19 protein-coding genes and 3 tRNA genes are annotated in these 19,376 nt (G+C 73.1%); 8 read left to right on the forward strand and 14 right to left on the reverse strand.

All coding sequences use genetic code 11. The features are described 5' to 3' along the window. Window positions 1-43: 43 nt before the first annotated feature. A complete protein-coding gene (locus tag D4B81_RS11610) occupies window positions 44-1,081 on the forward strand; it encodes an adenosine deaminase (protein WP_122262904.1) in 1,038 nt (345 codons plus the stop codon). A 337-nt stretch (window positions 1,082-1,418) separates the two neighbouring features. After that, window positions 1,419-1,916 (forward strand): hypothetical protein, encoded by a 498-nt coding sequence (locus D4B81_RS11615; protein WP_161965135.1) that lies wholly within the window; start codon window positions 1,419-1,421, stop codon window positions 1,914-1,916. Between the two features lie 29 nt (window positions 1,917-1,945). On the opposite strand, the gene D4B81_RS18150 is transcribed toward D4B81_RS11615, so the two are convergent. The 10 genes from D4B81_RS18150 to D4B81_RS11665 all read right to left on the reverse strand — a co-directional run bounded on the left by D4B81_RS18150 (window position 1,946) and on the right by D4B81_RS11665 (window position 9,209). Continuing rightward, window positions 1,946-2,848: a hypothetical protein gene (locus tag D4B81_RS18150; RefSeq protein WP_161965136.1), complete on the reverse strand. Its 903-nt coding sequence runs from the start codon at window positions 2,846-2,848 to the stop codon at window positions 1,946-1,948. Between the two features lie 46 nt (window positions 2,849-2,894). Beyond that, window positions 2,895-4,031, reverse strand: a complete 1,137-nt coding sequence (locus D4B81_RS11625; RefSeq protein ID WP_122262792.1) for a UDP-N-acetylmuramate dehydrogenase — start codon at window positions 4,029-4,031, stop codon at window positions 2,895-2,897. After that, window positions 4,028-4,453 carry a MaoC/PaaZ C-terminal domain-containing protein gene (locus D4B81_RS11630; protein ID WP_122262793.1) on the reverse strand — a complete coding sequence of 142 codons (426 nt, stop codon included), beginning with the start codon at window positions 4,451-4,453 and terminating at the stop codon, window positions 4,028-4,030. Before D4B81_RS11630 ends, D4B81_RS11625 begins: the two co-directional genes overlap by 4 nt. Next, on the reverse strand, window positions 4,453-4,899 hold the full coding sequence (locus D4B81_RS11635; protein ID WP_122262794.1) for an FAS1-like dehydratase domain-containing protein: 447 nt from the start codon (window positions 4,897-4,899) through the stop codon (window positions 4,453-4,455). Before D4B81_RS11635 ends, D4B81_RS11630 begins: the two co-directional genes overlap by 1 nt. A gap of 72 nt (window positions 4,900-4,971) precedes the next feature. Next, a complete protein-coding gene (gene rpmG, locus D4B81_RS11640) occupies window positions 4,972-5,142 on the reverse strand; it encodes a 50S ribosomal protein L33 (RefSeq protein WP_097188228.1) in 171 nt (56 codons plus the stop codon). A gap of 53 nt (window positions 5,143-5,195) precedes the next feature. Continuing rightward, a tRNA-Met gene (locus D4B81_RS11645) sits at window positions 5,196-5,269 on the reverse strand. Between the two features lie 35 nt (window positions 5,270-5,304). After that, window positions 5,305-5,377, reverse strand: a tRNA-Thr gene (locus tag D4B81_RS11650). Between the two features lie 105 nt (window positions 5,378-5,482). After that, window positions 5,483-6,460, reverse strand: a complete 978-nt coding sequence (locus D4B81_RS11655) for a MaoC family dehydratase (RefSeq protein WP_122262795.1) — start codon at window positions 6,458-6,460, stop codon at window positions 5,483-5,485. Between the two features lie 2 nt (window positions 6,461-6,462). Further along, on the reverse strand, window positions 6,463-7,881 hold the full coding sequence (locus D4B81_RS11660) for a 3-oxoacyl-ACP reductase (RefSeq protein WP_122262796.1): 1,419 nt from the start codon (window positions 7,879-7,881) through the stop codon (window positions 6,463-6,465). A gap of 2 nt (window positions 7,882-7,883) precedes the next feature. Continuing rightward, window positions 7,884-9,209 carry an acetyl-CoA C-acetyltransferase gene (locus D4B81_RS11665; protein ID WP_237565960.1) on the reverse strand — a complete coding sequence of 442 codons (1,326 nt, stop codon included), beginning with the start codon at window positions 9,207-9,209 and terminating at the stop codon, window positions 7,884-7,886. An 85-nt stretch (window positions 9,210-9,294) separates the two neighbouring features. Between D4B81_RS11665 and D4B81_RS11670 the strand changes: the two genes are divergently transcribed. Together D4B81_RS11670 and D4B81_RS11675 are read left to right on the forward strand one after the other, a co-directional pair. After that, window positions 9,295-9,987, forward strand: coding sequence for a TetR/AcrR family transcriptional regulator (locus D4B81_RS11670; RefSeq protein ID WP_161965137.1), 693 nt, complete (start codon window positions 9,295-9,297; stop codon window positions 9,985-9,987). Then, complete coding sequence (locus tag D4B81_RS11675; protein ID WP_202613669.1) at window positions 9,984-12,017, forward strand: acyl-CoA dehydrogenase family protein; 2,034 nt, start codon at window positions 9,984-9,986, stop codon at window positions 12,015-12,017. The genes D4B81_RS11670 and D4B81_RS11675 overlap by 4 nt, the downstream gene beginning before the upstream one ends. A 28-nt stretch (window positions 12,018-12,045) precedes the next feature. On the opposite strand, the gene D4B81_RS18155 is transcribed toward D4B81_RS11675, so the two are convergent. Then, a complete protein-coding gene (locus tag D4B81_RS18155) occupies window positions 12,046-12,768 on the reverse strand; it encodes an alpha/beta fold hydrolase (RefSeq protein WP_161965138.1) in 723 nt (240 codons plus the stop codon). Window positions 12,769-12,830: 62 nt separating this feature from the next. On the opposite strand from D4B81_RS18155, the gene D4B81_RS11685 reads away from it, so the two are divergent. Continuing rightward, window positions 12,831-13,811: a helix-turn-helix transcriptional regulator gene (locus D4B81_RS11685; protein WP_122262799.1), complete on the forward strand. Its 981-nt coding sequence runs from the start codon at window positions 12,831-12,833 to the stop codon at window positions 13,809-13,811. On the opposite strand, the gene rocD is transcribed toward D4B81_RS11685, so the two are convergent. The 3 genes from rocD to D4B81_RS11700 all read right to left on the reverse strand — a co-directional run bounded on the left by rocD (window position 13,789) and on the right by D4B81_RS11700 (window position 17,023). Further along, a complete protein-coding gene (gene rocD / locus D4B81_RS11690; protein WP_097188235.1) occupies window positions 13,789-15,012 on the reverse strand; it encodes an ornithine--oxo-acid transaminase in 1,224 nt (407 codons plus the stop codon). The genes D4B81_RS11685 and rocD overlap by 23 nt on opposite strands. 120 nt (window positions 15,013-15,132) lie before the next feature. After that, entirely contained in the window at window positions 15,133-16,488 is a 1,356-nt protein-coding gene (locus D4B81_RS11695) for an MFS transporter (RefSeq protein ID WP_122262800.1), read from the reverse strand. A gap of 37 nt (window positions 16,489-16,525) precedes the next feature. Further along, entirely contained in the window at window positions 16,526-17,023 is a 498-nt protein-coding gene (locus D4B81_RS11700; protein ID WP_122262801.1) for a YajQ family cyclic di-GMP-binding protein, read from the reverse strand. 85 nt (window positions 17,024-17,108) lie between these two features. On the opposite strand from D4B81_RS11700, the gene D4B81_RS11705 reads away from it, so the two are divergent. The 3 genes from D4B81_RS11705 (at window position 17,109) to D4B81_RS11715 (ending at window position 19,370) form a co-directional block, all read left to right on the forward strand. Next, window positions 17,109-17,191 (forward strand) — tRNA-Tyr (locus D4B81_RS11705). A 146-nt stretch (window positions 17,192-17,337) separates the two neighbouring features. Further along, window positions 17,338-17,883: an RNA polymerase sigma factor gene (locus D4B81_RS11710; protein ID WP_122262802.1), complete on the forward strand. Its 546-nt coding sequence runs from the start codon at window positions 17,338-17,340 to the stop codon at window positions 17,881-17,883. Between the two features lie 56 nt (window positions 17,884-17,939). Then, complete coding sequence (locus tag D4B81_RS11715; RefSeq protein WP_122262803.1) at window positions 17,940-19,370, forward strand: hypothetical protein; 1,431 nt, start codon at window positions 17,940-17,942, stop codon at window positions 19,368-19,370. Window positions 19,371-19,376: the final 6 nt, after the last annotated feature.

Consider the following 19,376-nt stretch of genomic DNA (forward strand, 5'->3'; position numbering starts at 1 on the left):
CCGGGTGGGACGGGTGCTGACCGGGGCGCTATACATGGTCGCCATGGTGCCCCGGTCCGTCGTCGAGCTGCCGAAGGCGCACCTGCACCTGCACTTCACCGGGTCGATGCGCGTGTCCACCGTGCGCGAGCTCGCCGAGCAGCACCGGATGCGCCTGCCGCAGGCGTTCACGACCCGGTGGCCGCCGAAGCTGTCGGGCACCGACGAGCGGGGCTGGTTCCGGTTCCAGCGGCTCTACGACGCGGCCCGGGCCTGCGTGCGCGGCGAGGCGGACATGCGGCGGATCGTACGGGAGGCGGCGGAGGACGACGCTGCGGAGGGGTCGCGGTGGCTGGAGCTGCAGGTCGACCCCACCTCCTACGCGCCTTTCGTCGGTGGGATCACCCCCGCGCTGGAGATCGTGCTCGACGAGGCGCGGGCCGCGAGCGCCGCCACCGGGACGGCGGTGGCCGTCGTCGTCGCGGCCAGCCGGATGCGCCACCCCCTGGAGGCGCGGACGCTGGCCCGCCTCGCCGCGCGCCACGCCGGCGAGGGGGCGGGCACCGTGGTCGGGTTCGGGCTGTCCAACGACGAGCGCCGGGGTATGACGAGCGACTTCGCCCCGGCCTTCCGGATCGCAGCCCGGGCAGGACTGGCCAGCGTGCCGCACGCGGGGGAGCTCCTCGGCGCCGACCACGTCGCCGTGGCCATGGAGCACCTGCTGCCGCACCGCCTCGGGCACGGCGTGCGCGCCGCGGAGGACCCCGCGGTGCTGCACCGTGTGGTCCGCGAGCAGGTGACGCTGGAGGTGTGCCCGACGAGCAACGTGTCGTTGGGGGTCTACCCGACCCTCGCCGACGTCCCGCTGCGCCGTCTCCTGGAGGCCGGCGCGCGCGTGGCCCTCGGGGCGGACGACCCGCTGCTCTTCGGCAGCCGCCTGGTGGACCAGTACGAGAGCGCCCGGCGCGACCAGGGACTGGACGACGAGGCCCTCGCCCGCCTCGCCCGCGGCTCCATCGAGGGCTCGCTGGCGCCGCCGGAACTGCGCCGACGGATGCTGGAGGATGTCCGCACCTGGCTCGCCCGCCCCCCTGGACGGTGAGCAGTTCGCTCGACAGGGTGGGTGGGCGCCGCACGTTCGGCGAGGTCGGGGCGGACGTGCCCTGCCGTCCCCGCGAGTCCTTCCTCAGGGGCGTGACACTGATTCGCCCCCTGACCCGATCAGTCCGGTGGCTCACCCCCTGATCCGATGGGTCCGGCGGCTCACCACCTGACCCGGTGTGTCCGGTGGTTCACGTGAGGATCCGCCCGACACAGTGGGTCAGGGGGTGAGCCGGTGTCACGTGGCGCGTCCACAACCCTGGGGCGTGCCGGGGTCGTGTCCACAGCCGAGGGGTCAGGCCTGGTGGGGACGGCGACCGACGGGGATGCTGCCGGGTATGACTGGGCGGGAGAGGTCGGGGGAGGGCGCCCGGCGGGAAGTGGGGTTGGCGCTGCGGGCGGACCGTCGGCGGCGGGGACAGAGCCAGCGCGCCTACGCCGCTGCCCGCGGCCTGAGCCGGGCGGCGCTCGCCCGCGCCGAGGTCGACGCAGGCGGGGTGCGGCTGGAGTCACTGCTGTGGCTGCTGCGGGGAACCGGGTACGAGCTGGTCGTCGTGCCGGCGGACCAGGCCCGGCCGCCGACCGCGTGGGAGCCGACCGACCTCGAGGCGACCACGCGGTCGGGGAGCAGGTTCCCCCCTCACCGGGAGGTTCGTGAGAGCAGGGACGGTCCGACGTGGTGGTGGTACCACGAGGTTCTCGGCAACCGTGGCGACCGTGGCGACTGGCAGCGGCCAGGATGGACCGCGGAGGGCTTCACCCCGCCGCCCGGCACCCGCTACGGCAGGAAGCCACGACCGCGCGACGACGATGACGGCGCGACATGGCCGTACTGAGCGCCCGGCAGCGGATCGTGGACGAGGCCTCACGAGCCCTGACGCAGGGGCTGGAGCTCGCCGCGGACCACGACCTGCTGCGGGGTGAGCCAGTCCCCCACCGTGTCGTGGATGGCCTCGACCGTCACGGTGTCGGCGACGACGACTCCCACGTCCAGCAGACCGGAGACCCCGCTGGACAGCTCCGTCATCCGCAGGTCGTCGCGGTCGAGCAGGGCCTGCTGCGCGGCGCGGACGTCGACCTCGGTCGGCAGGTCCCGCTGCTCCACGCACAGCGGGCCGCTGAACACCGTGCGGATCGACGAGCGCGCGCCCTCGGGGTCCCGGCTGACGACGACGTTGAACGTCGGCCCCCCGTCCGACACCCAGGAGCTCACGTAGCCGTCCAGGGTGCGGACCAGCTCCATCAGCGCCTGCTCCTCGGTCATCCCACCAGCCCCGGCCGTCCGCGCCACCTGGTCCACCTCAGGGACGTCCGCGGTGGGGTCCTCGCACAGCTGCGGGAACTGCACGGACGTCGGCTCCGGAGCGGTCCAGCCAGCCGGAGGGTCGGTGCTGGGCGCCCGGACCAGGGTGAAGGACCCCTGGCTCCCGTCGTCCGGGTCGTAGCGCCCCACGACCCAGTAGGGCTCCTCGGTCCACGTGACGTCACCCTCGACCTGCGCCTCCACCTGGTCCCACGAGAAGTCCCCCTCGAGCGTGGGCCCACCGCACTGGGGCGGGTAGGACGACGCGGAGGGACCGAGGCACAGCTCCACCGCGGCACCGGGCGAGTCCTGCATCAGCAGTCCCCGGCCCACGAGCCCCTCGTCCAGGCTGACGTGGTCGGTCGGTGTCGCCTCCCCCGGATCCGCCGGCGCGGGGCCCGTCGCCGAGCCGCACGCCGGCAGCGCGAGCGCCGCGAGCACGACCAGCAGGGCAGGCATCCTCATGGTCGGCATCATCGCAGCGGGACGCCCGGTCGACCCGCGAGGTCGCTCAGAGCTCCAGGCCGACGAGCACGGGCTCGTTGACGAGCCGCACCCCGAAGGCCGCCTCGACGCCGTCGCGCACCTCGCGCGCGACCTCCAGCACGTCGGCGGCACGGGCCTGGCCACGGTTGGTGAGGGCCAACGTGTGTTTCGTCGACAGGCCCGCGGCCCGGCCGTCGAGGGTGCCGTAGCCCTTCGCGAACCCGGCCCGGTCGATGAGCCAGGCCGCGGAGGTCTTGACGCGACCCCCGCCGTCGGCCGGGAACTCGGGCGGGGCGGGACCGTCGGCACCGAGCCGCCGGGCGGCCCGATCGCGCACCCGGGCCATCTCTTCCGGCGTGAGGATCGGGTTGGTGAAGAAGGACCCGCACGACCAGGTGTCGTGGTCGGTGGCGTCCAGGACCATCCCGCGCCGGCGTCGTTGCTCGAGCACCGCCTCGCGGGCGTCCCGGAGGGGGACCCGGGTGCCGAGGTCGACCCCCAGCCCGGTGGCGAGCGCGGCATACCCGATCGGCTGGGAGAGCTCGGTGGGTCGCAGCGAGAAGGTGACCGAGAGCACGACCTGGCGCGGGGTGACCGCGCCCGCGGGCGCGTCGGGGCCGAGCATCGACTCCTTCAGCACCGAGTGCCGGTAGGAGAACTGCAGGTCCGGGCCGAAGAGGGTGCGGACCCGCTGGTCGACCCGGTCCCACACCCGCACCTGCGCGATCGTCTGCGCGACCTCCTGGCCGTAGGCGCCCACGTTCTGCACGGGGGTGGCGCCGGTGGAGCCGGGGATGCCGGAGAGCGCCTCGATGCCGGACCAGCCGCGCTCCACCGCGTGCGCGACGACGTCGTCCCAGACCTCGCCGGCCGCGACCGTGGCGCTGACCCCGCCGCAGGAGCTCTCGTGGGGCACCTCGATCCCCGTGGTCCGGACGACGACCACCGTGCCGGGAAAACCCTCGTCCGCCACGAGGAGGTTGGACCCGCCCCCGACCACGAGCAGGGGCTCACCGGCGGCATCGGCGTCGCGCACCGCCTCGACGAGCTCCGCCTCCGTGGTCGCCGTGACGAGCCGGTGAGCGGCCCCGCCGACGCGCATCGTCGTCAGGTCCGCCAGGGGCGGGTATGCCGTGCGCGTGCCGGTCCCGCTTCCCGTCATGCCCGGACCACGGCCTGGCAGCGGCCGAGGACCTTCTCGCCGCCGCAGGTCACGGTGAGCTCGAGGGTCTGGGTGCCGGCGGCCTCGTCCGTCATCCGCACGGCGCCCTCGACGAGCACCTCGACGGTCCGCCCCTCGGGGACGACGACCATGCCGGTGAACTTGGTGCCGCAGGAGAGGATCCGCGCGGGGTCGCCGTCGACGTAGGAGGTGACGACGTCCAGGGCAGCACCCATCGTCCACATGCCGTGGGCGATGACGTCGGGCAGGCCGACGGCCCGGGCAGCGGCCACGTCCTGGTGGATGGGATTCTGGTCGCCGGAGGCCGCGGCGTAGTCCACGAGGCGGGCGCGGTCGACGACGACCGTGCGCCGCAGCGCGGAGGGGTCGACGGCAGCGGCGCCCTGGGTCTCCCCGCTCATCAGGCCTCCCCCCTCACGACGATGGTGGAGGTCACGGTGGTGACCGGTCGCCCGTCCTGGTCGGTCAGCTCCACGCGGGTGGACACCATGCCGTGCCCCCCGGCCTCGCGCATCCGGTCCACGTGGAGGACGCCATGGAGCACGTCGCCCGCGACGACCGGGCGGTGGTGGGTGAAGCCCTCCTCACCGTGGACGACGCGCGAGAAGTCGATGCCCGCGGCCGGGTCCTGCACGAGCTGGGCCTCGCACCGCTGGGCGAGCCGGACGGCGAAGGTCGGCGGGGCGACGACGTCGGCGTGCCCGAGCGCGGCGGCGGCACCCGGGTCCCGGTGCGCCGCGTTGTCGGAGCCGATCGCGTCGGCAAAGGCCGCGATCTCCGCACGGGTCACCGGGAACGGCCCGGCCGGAGGGTACTCCCGGCCGGCGAAGTCGGGGTTGAGAGGCATGCCGGCCAGCCTAACGGGACGACGAAGGCCGCCACCCTGCTCGGGTGACGGCCTCGCGTGACTGACGTGGAGTCAGCGGGTCTCGCGGTGCGCGGTGTGCTTGCCGCAGCGCGGGCAGAACTTGGCCATCTCGAGCCGGTCGGGGTTGTTACGCCGGTTCTTCTTGGTGATGTAGTTCCGCTCCTTGCACTCCGTGCACGCCAGGGTGATCTTGGGGCGGATGTCCTGGGACTTGCCTGCCACGGTTGCAACCTGCTCTCAGAAGGGGTGTGACTGTTGACGCCGGACGATCTCGGTAGCGGGAGCGGGGCTCGATCCCGCGACCTCACGATTATGAGTCGTGCGCTCTAACCAGCTGAGCTATCCCGCCTCGGGAGGCGCGGCCCGGGAGGACCGACCTGCCAGAGCCCCCAAACGGAATCGAACCGTTGACCTTCTCCTTACCATGGAGACGCTCTACCGACTGAGCTATAGGGGCGGGCTGAATTCCTGCCGGACAGCATCCCGCAGGCAGCGAGAAGCAACCTTACACGACGGTGCCGGGCACCTCCAAAACGAGGACCGGCACCGCCGCGAGGTCACCTCACACGTCCCTGACCTGCGCCGTCAGGTGGGTGCGGCCCCCGTCCCGGGAGGTGACCGCGAGGGCCTCCGGCACCCCGGTGAGGCCCGTCGAGGTGCCTCGCAGGACCACCGTCGAGGGCAGCATCACGGGCTTGGCGAACTGCACGTCGACGCGGAACGCCCCGGGCAGCCGCGGCTGCAGGGCGGCGAGCACCCGGGCGTGGGTCCACATGCCGTGCGCGATGGCGCGCGGGAACCCGAAGGCCTTCGCCGACAGCGCGGAGAGGTGGATCGGGTTGACGTCGCCGGACACCTTCGCGTAGCGCCGGCCGAGGTTGCCGGGCAGGCGCCAGGTGGCCAGCTCGACCTCGGGTATGACGTGCTCCTCGCCCCGCGCAGGGGCCTCGTCGCCGCCCTGCCCGCGCACGAGGTAGGTCGAGCGGCCCTCCCACACGACCTCGCCCCCCACCCTGGCCTCGCCCAGGAGGTCGACGGTGCGGCCCCGGCGGTGCGGAAGGAGGTTGTCGGCCCAGCTGGACAGGGTGAGGGTCTCACCGACGAGGACGGGCCGGCGCTGGGTCATCGCGTTGGCGACGTGCACCATACCGAGCATCGGGAACGGGAACTCCCGCCCGGCCATCAGGGAGACCTGGAGCGGGAACGTCAGCACGTGCAGCCAGGTGGCGGGGAGCCGGTCGGAGAGCACTCCCCCGGTCACCTCCGAGTAGTCGGCCAGGCGCCGGACGTCCTGGCCGACGTCGGCCAGCATCAGCCGGTGGGTCGGCAGCCTGACCTCGGACCCCGGGCGGCGGGCGCCGGTGGCGGCGGCCCGGGCGAAGAGGCCGGAGAGGTTGGGCGCCGAGTCGAGCAGGCGGACGTCGAGGTCGTGACCGTCCGGACCCGTCGGAGCGTCCGCGCCGACCCCTCGGTCCGTGCCGTCCGCACCCGTCGGAGCGTTCCCGCCGACCCGTCGGTCGGGGTTGTCGTCGTCGGTCATCCTCAGGCTCCGATCATGAGCTGGCCCTCGACCCGCAGGACCTGGCCCGTCACGGCGGCGGTGGCGGGGTCGGCGAGGTGGGCGATGGCCTCCGCGACGTCCACGGGGCGGCCCGCCTGCTGGAGGCTGTTCATCCGCTGGCCGAGCTCGCGCTTGACGAGCGGCACCTTGCCCCACATCTCGGTCGCGATGACACCGGGCGCCACCGCGTTGACCGTGATCCCCCGTTCCGCCAGCCGGGGGTCGGCGCCCATCGCGCGGACCAGGCCGAGGAGCCCCGCCTTGGAGGCGGCGTAGCTGGCCTGCCCGGCGTTGCCCGCCAGGCCGGTCGTGGAGGACACGGTCACGATGCGGCCGCCGTCGTCGAGGCCACCGGGCAGGGAGCGCTCGAGCAGCACCGCGTTGATGCGGATCTGGGCGGCCAGGTTGACCTCGAGCACGCTGGCCCAGCGCTCCTCGTCGGTGTTGACGAGCAGCTTGTCGCGGGTGATGCCCGCGTTGTGCACCACGGTGTGGATCCGGGCCGCCTCGCCGAAGCGCTGGGCGACGTGGCCGGCGATCCGGGAGCCGGCGTCGGGGGCGGTGATGTCGAGCTGGAGCGCGTGGCCGCCGATGCGGTTGGCGACCTTCGACAGACCCTCGCCGCCGGCGGCCACGTCCACGGCGACCACCATCGCCCCGTCGCGGGCGAAGGTCTCCGCGATGGCGGCGCCGATCCCCCGGCCGGCACCGGTGACGACCACGATCTGCCCCTCGAACGGGCGCCGGGCCGGAGCCGGGGCCGCGGCGTCGCCGGCATGACCGACGTGCAGGATCTCGCCCGACACGTAGGCCGAGCGTCCCTCCAGCAGGAAGGAGAGCGTGGAGGCGAGGTCGGCCGCCGTCGTGGGGGTGCCGGTGAGCAGGTCGACGAGCACGAGGTTGGCGGTCGCCCCCTTGCGCAGCTCCTTGCCGACCGTGCGGGTGATGCCCTGCAGCGCCTGCTGGCTGGCCACGGCGGTCGGGGCCCCGGCGGTGTCCGGCTCGAGGCCCACCACGACGACGCGGCCGGACGCCTCGAGCGAGCGGAGGGCGGGCCGCAGCACCGCCCGGACCTGCTCGAGGTCCTCCACCGTCGTCAGCGCGGTCGCGTCCAGGACGATCGCCCCGATCCTCGAGGGGTAGGACGGGGGCACCTCCCGGGTGCGCCCCTCCTCGTCCGTCTCGGTGACCCGGGTCGCGGGCGTGTCGACGAGCGCGTCAAGCGGGTTGATCCCGAGCAGGTCGAGCGTCTGGCGCACCAGGGAACCGGGGCCGCCGGCCGTGGCCAGCACCACCGGTCCGGAGGGCAGCTCCCGGCCCCGGCGCAGGTCGGTCGGCTGGGGAACGCCGAGCTGGCGGGCGAGCGGGTTGGTGGTGAGGATCTGCACGATGTCGGCCATGGTCAGCACCCTTCCAGGATCGCGACGACGCCCTGGCCGCCGGCGGCGCAGATGGACACGAGCCCGCGGCTGCCGGGGCCCTTCTCGGAGAGCAGCTTGGCCAGGGTGGCCACGATGCGGCCCCCGGTCGCCGCGAACGGGTGGCCCGCGGCCAGCGAGGACCCGTTGACGTTGAGCCGGTCCCGGTCGATCCGGCCGAGCGGCGCGTCGAGCCCCAGCCGGTCGCGGCAGAACTCCTCCGACTCCCAGGCCTTCAGGGTGGCCAGCACGGTCGAGGCGAACGCCTCGTGGATCTCGTAGCAGTCGAAGTCCTGCAGCGTCAGCCCGCGGCGGGCGAGCAGGCGCGGCACGGCATACGCGGGAGCCATCAGCAGCCCCTCGTCACCGGAGACGTAGTCGACGGCGGCGACCTCGGCGTCGACGAAGCGGGCCAGCACGGGCAGGTGGCGCTCGGCCGCCCACTCGCGGGTGGAGAGCAGGACCACGGCCGCACCGTCGGAGAGCGGGGTGGAGTTGCCCGCGGTCATCGTCGCGCCCTCACCCCGGCCGAAGACCGGCTGCAGCTGCGCCAGCCGTTCGACGGAGGTGTCGGGGCGCAGCCCCTCGTCACGGGAGAGCCGCAGGAAACCGGTGGCCAGGTCGTCGAAGAAGCCGGAGTCCCACGCCCGGGCGAGGTGGTGGTGGCTGGCGACCGCCAGCTCGTCCTGGGCCTCGCGGGGGACGCCCCACTGCAGGGCGGTGCGGGCCTGGTGCTCGCCCATCGACAGCCCGGTGCGGGGCTCGGCGTTGCGCGGCGTCTCGGGGGCGAGGTCGCCGGGGCGGATGCCCGCCAGCGCCTTGACCCGCTGCATCGGGGTCCTGGCGGCGTTCGCCTTGATCAGCGCCTTGCGCAGGCCCTCGCCGACGGCGATCGGGGCATCGCTGGCCGAGTCGACCCCGCCGGCGATGCCGGAGTCTAGCTGGCCCAGCCGGATCTTGTTGGCGACCTGGATGACCGTCTCCAGGCCGGTGCCGCAGGCCTGCTGCAGGTCGTACGCCGGCGTCGTGGGGGCCAGCGCCGAGCCGAGGACCGACTCTCGAGTGAGGTTGAAGTCGCGCGAGTGCTTGAGCACCGCCCCGGCCGCCACCTCGCCGACCTGCTGCCCGGCGAGCCCGAACCGTGCGACCAGCCCGTCCAGCGCGGCGGTGAGCATGGCCTGGTTGGAGGCCGAGGCATACGCCCCGCCGGCCTTGCCGAAGGGGATGCGGTTGCCGCCGACGATCACGGCGTCGCGGGGAACGGGCACGGTCTGGGGCTGGGGCACTGACGTCATCTGCTGCTCGGACATGCGGGCTCCTTGAGGTCGGGCGGACGCGAGAGGTATCTGTGACGGACTGTAGCCGATACAGCCGGTACTTGGTACTGTGACCGTCATGACGCCCCCGGTCACCATCCCCCTGCGCCCCGGCGCGACCCCGTCCGGCACCGGCCGCGACGGGCGCGACGTGCGCTGGGAGGCCCATCGCACCAAGCGCCGGCGGCAGCTGGTCGAGTCCGCGCTCAAGGCCATCCGCAAGCACGGGGCCGGGGTGGGGATGGACGAGATCGCGGCGTCGGCGGGCACCAGCAAGACGGTGCTCTACCGCCACCTCGGCGACCGGGCCGGCCTCTACCGCGCGGTCGTCACCGCCGTCGACGAGCGCATCCTGGAGGAGTTCACCGCCGCCGAGGCGGTCGTCGGCGAGCGCGACACGGTCGAGCGGATCGCGGCCATGGTGCGGGCCTACCTGTCGATGGTGGAGAAGGACCCCGAGATCTACCGGTTCGTCATGACCCGCCCGCTGGAGACCACCCAGGGCGAGGACCATGACCCGGTCCACCAGATCACCGACCGGATCGCCGGGCGGCTGACGCAGGCGCTCCGCGAGCACCTGGTCGCCACCGGGCGCGAGGACGCCGCCGTGCTCGCCCCCGTCTGGGGCACCGGCATCGTCGGCCTGGTCCAGTCCGCCGCCGAGCACTGGCTCTCCAGCCGCCGCACCGAGGACTCCCCCCTCACCCCCGACGCCGTCACCGACGCCGTCGTCAGCCTGATCCGACCCGCTCTCACCGAAGGACGACGATGACCACCCGGAGCGACCTGCAGACCCCCGCCCCCAGCACCGACGTCGCGATGCCGGCGCCGGCGACCGAGGAGGCGACCACACGCCATACCCGCGAGGAGATCAGCGCCCTCGGGGCGGGCCTGCGGGCGGCCGCCGACGGCCGCCGCTACGCCGACGTCCGGGCCCTGGCGCGCGCCACCGTGCCCGCCCGCCTCATGGTGCGCGACGCCGCCCAGACCGTCCCCGAGGCCAGGGAGTGGACGCGCCGGGCGCTGCGCGAGCTCGTCGGCCTCGGGCTGGCGGGCAGCGGCTTCCCGGCCGAGCACGGCGGCCTCGACGACGTGGGGCGGTCCTGCGTGGACTTCGAGATCTCCGCGCTCGGCGACCTCTCGCTCACCGTCAAGTCCGCCGTGCACTTCGGCCTCTTCGGCGGGGCGGTGACCTCGCTCGGGACCGACTGGCACCACGCGAACGTGCTGCCGCAGACGCTGTCTCTGGAGCAGATCGGCTGCTACGCGATGACCGAGTACGGCCACGGCTCCGACGTCGCCTCCCTCGAGACGACCCTCACCTACGACGCCGCCACCGACGAGCTCGTCGTGCACTCCCCGACCCGGTCGGCCACCAAGACCTACATCGGGGCCGCGGCCGAGGACGCGCGGATCGCGGCGGTCTACGGCCAGCTCGTCGTCGACGGCCGCACCCACGGCGTCCACGTCGTGCTCGTGCCGCTGCGCGACGAGGTCGGGCAGCCGCTGCCCGGCGTGACCCTGGGCGACAACGGGCACAAGGGCGGGCTGCTCGGCGTGGACAACGGCACCATCACCTTCGACCAGGTGCGGGTCCCGCGGCGGATGCTGCTCGACCGCTACGGCGGCATCGACGACTCCGGCACCTATGTCTCGGACATCGACAACGACAACAAGCGCTTCTTCACGATGCTCGGCACCCTGGTGCGCGGGCGGATCTGCGTCGCCGCCGGCGCGGCAGCGTCGACCCGCAAGGCCCTCTCCATCGCCACGAGGTATGCCGTGCGCCGTCGCCAGTTCGACGCGCCGGGCCACGACGGCGAGGTCGTGCTCCTGGACTACCTCGCCCACCAGCGCAAGCTGCTCCCGGCCATCGCGACGTCCTACGCCCACCTGTTCGCGGTGACTGAGATCATCGAGCGGCTGCAGGACCTGCACGAGGCGCCGGAGAAGGACCAGGAGGCCCATCGCGAGCTGGAGACCCGGGCCGCCGGGCTCAAGGCGCTGATGACGCGGCACGCCAACGACACCATCCAGGTGTGCCGCGAGGCGTGCGGCGGCGCGGGGTACATGTCCGAGAACGGGCTGACCGGCCTGCGCGCCGACGCTGACGTGTTCGCCACCTTCGAGGGCGACAACACGGTCCTGCTGCAGCTCGTCGCCAAGGGCCTGCTCACCGGCTACAAGGAGATGTGGGGCGACCTCGACGTGCGGGGCATGGTGCAGTTCGCCGCCCGCACGCTCGGCGGCCAGGTCGTCGAGGCCACCGCCGTCCGTCCGCTCGTCAGCCGGCTGGTGGCGGCGGCGGCGCGACGCTCGGAGGACCACACGCTGCTGGACCGCGGCTGGCACCTGTCCATGTTCGTCGAGCGGGAGCGGCACGTGCTGGAGACCCTCGCGGCCCGCCTGCGCCGGGGGAAGGACCACGACGCGTTCGCCGCCTTCAACGCGGCGCAGGACCACGTGCTCATGGCCGCCCGGACCCACATGGACCGGATGGTGCTGGAGGCCTTCGTCACCGGGATCGACGCCTGCGAGGAGGGCGAGGTGCGCGACGTCCTCGAGCGGCTGTGCACCCTCTACGCGCTCAGCTCGATCGAGGCCGACTCCGGCTGGTTCCAGGCGCACAACCGCATGTCCGCGGGCCGGGCCAAGGCGGTCACCACCCAGGTCAACAAGCTGTGCGCCGAGCTGCGGCCGCACGCGGTCGCGATCGTCGAGGGCCTGGGCGTCCCGGAGGCCTGGCTCGGCTCCGCGATGCTCACCGAGCCGGAGGTCTGGACGCCGGGGGTGCCGGCCTAGGGACCGGCGAGCCCCTGCCTTCGCCGCGTCAGCCCTGCGCGGCGTCGGCGACGACCTGCGCCAGCCGCTCCGGCTCGCTCCACATCGGCCAGTGCCCGGTAGGCAGGTCGACGATCTCCAGGGCGCGGTACTCCAGCAGCCCGGCAAGGAACGACGCGCCCTCCTCCGCGTAGGACCGGTACTCCGCGCCCGTGAAGGCGGTGGCGACCAGCGTCATCGGGACGTCGAGGCGTCGCTCGTCGCCCAGCGCCACGGCGTCCCTCATCGTCCCGGCGGGCTGGGGGACCGCCCGCTCCCGGAACACGGCCAGCTGGTCCTCGCTGAGCCCCCGCATCGAGCCGCCCTCGAGCTCGTCGTCCCACTGCGCCGAGAGCGGGTGCTCGTCGCCCGTGATGTCCGGGGCCATCGCGTAGCCGTCGACGACGGGTGCCGTGTCGACCCACACCACGTGGTCCACGGCGTCGACGTGCCGGTCCAGGGCCACGGTTGCCGGCACGGCTGCGCCGCTGTGCGCGACGAGGACGACCCGGGCCCCCTCGGGCGCCGCCGCGATCGCGTCCTCGATCGCCCGGACGTGGTCCTCGAGCGTGACGGCACCGCGGTCGGGAGCGTCGGGCTCCAGGCCGGGCAGGGTGAGGGCCACGGGGTCGAGGCCCGCGGCGCGCAGGCGCGGGAGCAGGTCGTCCCAGGCCCAGGCGCCGAGCCAGAAGCCGGGGACGAGGAGGACGCGGGGAGGTGAGGTGGTCGTCATTCCCCCATCCTGCAGGGACCTGCGGACAGGTCGTGTCCGCGAGCGGTGGCAGGCTGGGTCCCATGAGCGACACCACCGCGCGGGTCCTGCAGCTGCTGGGACTCCTGCAAGGCCGGGCGATGTGGACGGGGCCGGAGCTGGCCGATCGGCTCGGGGTCACCACGCGCAGCGTGCGGCGCGACGTGGAGCGGCTGCGCCAGCTGGGCTACCCGGTGCGGGCCAGCACGGGGGTCGGCGGCGGCTACCAGCTCGGCGCCGGCGGCAAGCTCCCCCCGCTGCTGCTCGACCCGGACGAGGCGGTGGCGGTGACGGTGAGCCTCCGGCTGGCGGCGGGCGGCTCGGTCAGCGGCGTGGAGGAGTCGGCGTTGCGGGCCCTCGCCAAGCTGGACCAGGTGCTCCCGGCGGCCCTGCGGGGGGAGGTCGAGGCCATCAGCCACGCGGTGGTGGCCGTCGAGGGCGGGGGTGTCCCGGTCGACGCGCGGCTGCTCAGCGCCGTCGCCCGCGCCTGCCGCGACGAGGTGCTGCTCGACTTCTCCTACCGGGCGCGCGACGGGTCGCCCAGCTCGCGCCGCGTGGAGCCCTACCGGGTGGTGGCGATGGGGCGGCGGTGGTACCTCCTCGCCTTCGACACCGACCGCGCGGACTGGCGCTCCTTCCGCCTCGACCGCGTGGAGGTCGGCAGCGTGCACGCCACGACCTTCCGCTTCCCCGCGCGGGAGGCGCCGGACCCCGTCCAGTACGTGCGTGACTCGGTCATCCGCTCGCCCTACCGGTATGTCGCGCGGCTGCGCCTGCACGCCGACGTCGAGGAGATCGCGACCCGGGTGCCGCAGAACGCGGGCATCCTCACCGACCTCGGCGACGGCACCTGCGAACTGGAGACCGGCGCCGAGACGCTGGACTACCTCGCGATCGAGACGCTGTGGCTCGGGGTGCCGTTCGAGGTGCTCGACCCTCCCGAGCTGCGGGAGACGGTGCGCGGTCTGAGCAGGAGGCTGGCCACCTCCGCCGGCGCGGGGGTCAGCCCCGGCGAGCCTCCGTGACGACCTCGGCGAGCGCGTCGGTGACGATCCGCAGCTCCTCGCCGGTGATCGTCAGCGGCGGGGCGAGACGGATGGTGGAGCCGTGGGTGTCCTTGGCGAGGACGCCCTTCTTCATCAGCTGCTTGCACGCCTCCTTGCCGCTCATCAGCTCGGGGTCGATGTCGACGCCGGCCCAGAGGCCACGCACGCGGACCTCCTCGACCCCCCGGCCGACCAGGGCCTCCAGCGCCTCGCGGAACTGGCCCTCCAGCGCCGCGGCGTTGCCCTGGTGCTCCCCGGACTCCAGGAGCTCGCACACCGCCAGCCCGACCGCGGCGGCGAGCGGGTTGCCGCCGAAGGTCGAGCCGTGGGTGCCTGGTGTGATGACGTTCATGACGTCGGCGTCCGCCGCGACCGCGGACACCGGCACGATGCCGCCGCCGAGCGCCTTGCCCAGGGTGTAGAGGTCGGCCTCGACGCCCTCGTACTGGCAGGCGAGAGTGGTGCCGACGCGACCCAGGCCGGCCTGGATCTCGTCGGCGATCATCAGCACGTTGCGCTCGGTGCACAGCTCGCGCAGCCCCGGGAGGAAGCCCTCCTTGGGGATCTTCACGCCCTGCTCGCCCTGGATCGGCTCCACCAGCACGGCGACCGTGCCGTCGTGGATCGCAGCCTCGATCGCGGCCAGGTCACCATAGGGCACCGACACGAAGCCCTGGGTGTAGGGACCGTAGTGGTCGCGGGCCTCCGGGTCGTCGGAGAAGGAGATGATCGTCGTCGTCCGGCCGTGGAAGTTGCCGTCCATGACGATGATCTCGGCCTGCTCCGGTGCGACGCCCTTGACGAGGTAACCCCACTTGCGGGCGATCTTCAGCGCGGTCTCCACCGCCTCGGCACCGGTGTTCATCGGCAGGATCATGTCCTTGCCGACCAGGCCGGCCAGCTTGGCGCAGAACGGGCCGAGCTGGTCGTTGTGGAACGCGCGGCTCGTCAGCGTCGACCGGTCGAGCTGGTCCTTGGCGGCCTGCACGAGCGCGGGGTGGCGGTGGCCGAAGTTGAGGGCCGAGTAGCCCGAGAGCGCGTCGAGGTAGCGGTTGCCCTCCACGTCCGTGACCCAGATGCCCTCGGCGTGGTCCACCACGACGGGCAGCGGGCTGTAGTTGTGGGCGGCGACCTGGTCCTCGAGGTCGATGAAGTCCTGGTTCGTGGACAGCTTCGTCATGCGCGTCATCCTAGGGGTGGGGTCGGGGGCCGGACGGGGTATGCCGTGGGACCGGCGACGCAGTCCCATCGTGGTGGCTATTCATGCAGGGTCGAGTATACCTATGCACGGCTGGGTGGGTCACGTCGTGTCGAGGGCGTCCCCGGCCTGCTCGGGCAGGAGGATCCAGGCGGCGGCGGCCCCCAGCACGAAGCTCGCGCCGAACACCGCGAAGAGCGCGGCGTTGCCCCAGGCCGCCAGGACGACGGGCACGAGGAGCGGCGCCGCGACGGAGGCGATCCGGCCGAAGCCGGCCGCGGCACCGGCCCCGGAGGCCCGCACGGTCGTGGGGTAGATCTCCGGGGTGATCGCGTACAGGGCCCCCCAGGCGCCCAGGTTGAAGAACGACAGGGCGCACCCCGCGGCCAGGATCTGCCACACCTCCCCCGCCATCCCGAAGAACACCGCGGAGACGCCGGAGCCGACGAGGAAGGTCGCCAGGGTGGCGCGCCTCCCCCAGACCTCGACGAGCACGGCAGCCACGGCATACCCGGGCAGCTGCGCGAGGGTGATGACGAGCGTGTAGCCGAAGGAACGGACGAGGTCGAAGCCCTGTGCGTACAGGAGGGTCGGCAGCCAGATGAAGGCACCGTAGTAGGAGAAGTTGACGCAGAACCACACCAGCCAGATGCCCAGGGTGCGCCGGCGGTAGACCGCGCCCCACAGCGCCCCCGGGGTGCGGGGTGGCGCGGGCGGCAGCGGGCGGCTCTCCTGGGGGGGCAGGCCGGCCGAGGCCTCGAAGCGGCGTACCACCTCCTCGGCCTCCTCGACCCGACCGCGGCGCTCGAGGAACAGCGGCGACTCCGGCAGGCCTCTGCGCACCACGACGGCGTAGAGGGCGGGCACCACGCCCAGCGCGAAGGCCCACCGCCAGCCCTCCTCGGAGGTGGGGACGACGAAGAAGCCGATCAGTGCCGCCAGGATCCAGCCGACCGCCCAGAAGGACTCCAGGGCGACCACCATCCGGCCGCGGATGCGCGCCGGGGAAAGCTCGCTGACCAGGGTGGAGGCGACGGGCAGCTCGGCCCCGAGGCCGATCCCCACGACGAAGCGCAGCACGAGCAGCATCGCCAGGCCGGTCGCCAGGGCCGAGGCCCCGGTCGCCAGGCCGTAGACCAGGAGGGTGAGGGCGAAGACGGTGCGGCGGCCGTAGCGGTCGGCGAGCATCCCGCCGACCGTCGCACCGAGCGCCATCCCGACGAAGCCGATGGACAGCAGCCACGACTGCTCGGTGCGGGTCAGGTCCCAGGACGTCGCCACCGCGAGACCGACGAAGGAGATGAGCCCGACGTCCATCGCGTCGAGGGCCCAGCCGGTGCCCGAACCGAGCAGGACACGGGTGTGCTGCCGGGTGTAGGGCAGGCGTCCCATACGCTCCGGACGGGTGGGCAGCTGCTCACGTGCGGTCGCGCCCACCGCGGGCGTCGTCGTCGGCATGGCTACCGATCGTAGGCCAGCACGCCGGCCCCGACGGTCAGCGGTAGTTGGTGTACTGCAGGGCCACGTCGAGGTCCTTGGACTTCAGCAGCCGCTGGATCTCCTGCAGGTCGTCGCGGGACTTGGAGGTCACGCGCAGCTCGTCACCCTGGATGAGCGGCTTGACCCCCTTGGGTCCCTCCTCACGGATGATCTTGGAGATCTTCTTCGCGTTCTCGCTGGAGATGCCCGAGGTCAGCGCGGCCTCGAGGCGGTACTCCTTGTCGGAGAGCCGGGGCTCGCCGTCGGAGGAGTAGTCGAGGTGCTTGAGCGAGACGCCGCGCTTGACCAGCTTGGTCTGCAGGACGTCCAGCACCGCCCGGCAGCGCTCCTCGCTGTTCGCGGACATCTTGATCGTCTCGCCGACGAGCTCGACGGAGGCACCGACGTTCTTGAAGTCGTAGCGCTGGCTGATCTCCTTGGCGGCCTGGTTGACGGCGTTCGCCACCTCCTGGTGGTCGACCTTGCTGACGATGTCGAAGGACGAGTCGGCCATGCGGCATACCTCCTGTGCTCGGTTCGGACCTGCGACGGGTGACTGTTATCCTTTCATCCGCGCTCGACGTCGTGCGGCGCGCACTGGCAGGTTGTCCGAGTGGCCAATGGAAGCGGACTGTAAATCCGTCGGCGTACGCCTACGCAGGTTCGAATCCTGCACCTGCCACCCACCTGACGAAGGGCCCCGCGCACCGCGCGGGGCCCTTCGTCGTCGGCGTCCGCGCGGGCTCGTGCAACAGCGGGGCGGGGCGGGACATAGTGGCAGTGTCGGCGCCACGAGGCGTCGCCACCGCCACGACCGAGGAGGCAGCGATGGCCCTACGCCTCGCTGGGAGCGAGTCCCCGGCCATGTCCGGCACCGATCTGCGGGACGCGACCTGGTTCGACGGGTTCTTCGCCCAGCACGCGACGGCGATCCACCGCTACTTCGTCCGACGGGCGAACCACAGCGACGTGGAGGACCTCTCGGCGGAGGTGTTCGCCACGGCGTGGCGCCGCCGGGACAAGGTCCCCGAGGGGTTCGAGCTGCCCTGGCTCTACAAGACGGCGTCCTTCGTGCTCGCCAACCACCGGCGCAAGCCCACCCTCACGCTGATCGCCGACTACGGCACCGGCGAGGAGGGGGCCCGCACCTCTCGCAGCGTCGACCCGGCCGAGCTCGTCATGGCCAACGACGAGATGCGCCGCGCCATGTCGAAGCTCAGCGCCCGCGACCGCACGGTGCTGATGCTGCACGCCTGGGAGGGACTGGACGGGGAAGGTCTGGCGCACGCGCTGGGCCTCACGCGGGGCGGGGCTGCGGCCGCGCTCTCGCGCGCCAGAGCCCGGCTCCGCGACGCCTGGGACGACGACCACTAGGTCGCGCACCCGCTCCCCTTGACCCACCATCCGCGACCAACCCCGAGGAGATCACCATGATCGACCACGACGACGAGGCACTGGCCAAGCTGCGCGCCAGCGACCCCGCGACCGGATCGCACCCCGACCTGCACTCCCTCCGCGCCCTGATCTCGACCAAGGCCCCCGCCAGCCAGGGGACCGACCGGGTCACGGCCGTCCACGACGACGCGTTCCGCGGCCCCAGGGTGCACGCCCCCTGGATCGCCGCCGCCGCGGTCGCCGCCTTCGCGATGGGAGGCGGCGGGTACGCCCTCGGCGCCCACACCGCGGAGCCGCAGCCGCTCGCCGGCCAGCCCGGCGCCGGGAACGCTGACACCGAGGACGGGGCGGAGGGCGACAGCGCCGCGATGGGAGGCATGACGGCCGACGGGGCATCGATCACGGAAGCCGCCGGCGAGGCCCGCTCCGACGCGAGCATGGGCGGTGCTGGTCCCAACTACGACATGGGACCGGTGCGCCTGCTGCCCGGGCCGGGTCTGCCCACCGAGCGTGGGACCGCCCCGGTGCGCGCGCTGACCAGCGACGTCGACGCCGAGGAGTTCCTCACCACCTGGGCCGAGCGGCTCGGGGTCGAGGGGGTCCGCCCCGACCCGGAGGAGGGGTCGGAGGGCTGGTACGGGGAGACGGTGATGATCGAGCCGGACACCCTGCGCATCCTCTCCGTGAGCAGCGAGGGCGGTGGTGGCCTGCGCTTCAACTACGAGGACCAGCTCAACAGCCCCTACTGCGAGGACATGTACAGCGGCGCCCTGCCCGAGGACCTCGAGATGATGCGCGAGGAGTGGGTCAAGGCCATGGGCCCGGACATCCCGCCGCCCGACCCGTCGATGTGCACCACCCCGGAGGGGTCGCCCCCGAGCGAGGAGCAGGCGGTCGCCGCCGCCGAGGACTTCCTGGCCAGCACCGGCCTGGACCTCAGCGGCTACACGTTCCAGGGGGTGGACTACCAGGAGCCGGGCAGCTCGTCGATCACCGTGGAAGGGTGGCCCGAGGGGATGCGCGGCAGCGAGCTCGCGATGAACCTCACCGTCGGACCCACGGGCGTCGTCAGCGCGTGGGGCGCCGCCGGCGAGATGACCTCGCTGGGCGACTACCCGGTCATCTCCGCGGTCGAGGCGGTCGAGCGCTACGCCCAGCGGGAGTTCGGGATGGAGTACGGCGTGACGCTGCCGGAGGACATGATGCCGTACGAGGGTGACATGTCCAGCATGCCGGTCCCGGACTACACGGTGCCGCCGCCCGTCCCCGTCGAGCCCGGGATGCAGATCCCGCTGCTGATGAAGGACAAGGTGGTGACCTCCGCCGAGCTGACCACGGGCACGATGTGGACGCAGTCGGCCGGGAACATGGAGGTCCCCGCCTGGAAGCTGATGACCGACGACGGCATGCATTACGCGGTCCTCGCGATCGCCGACGAGTCCATCGACTGGATCGCCTGGGAGTAGTGCGAC

The sequence above is a fragment of the Ornithinimicrobium cerasi genome, from assembly GCF_003702705.1.
GTDB lineage: Bacteria > Actinomycetota > Actinomycetes > Actinomycetales > Dermatophilaceae > Ornithinicoccus > Ornithinicoccus cerasi.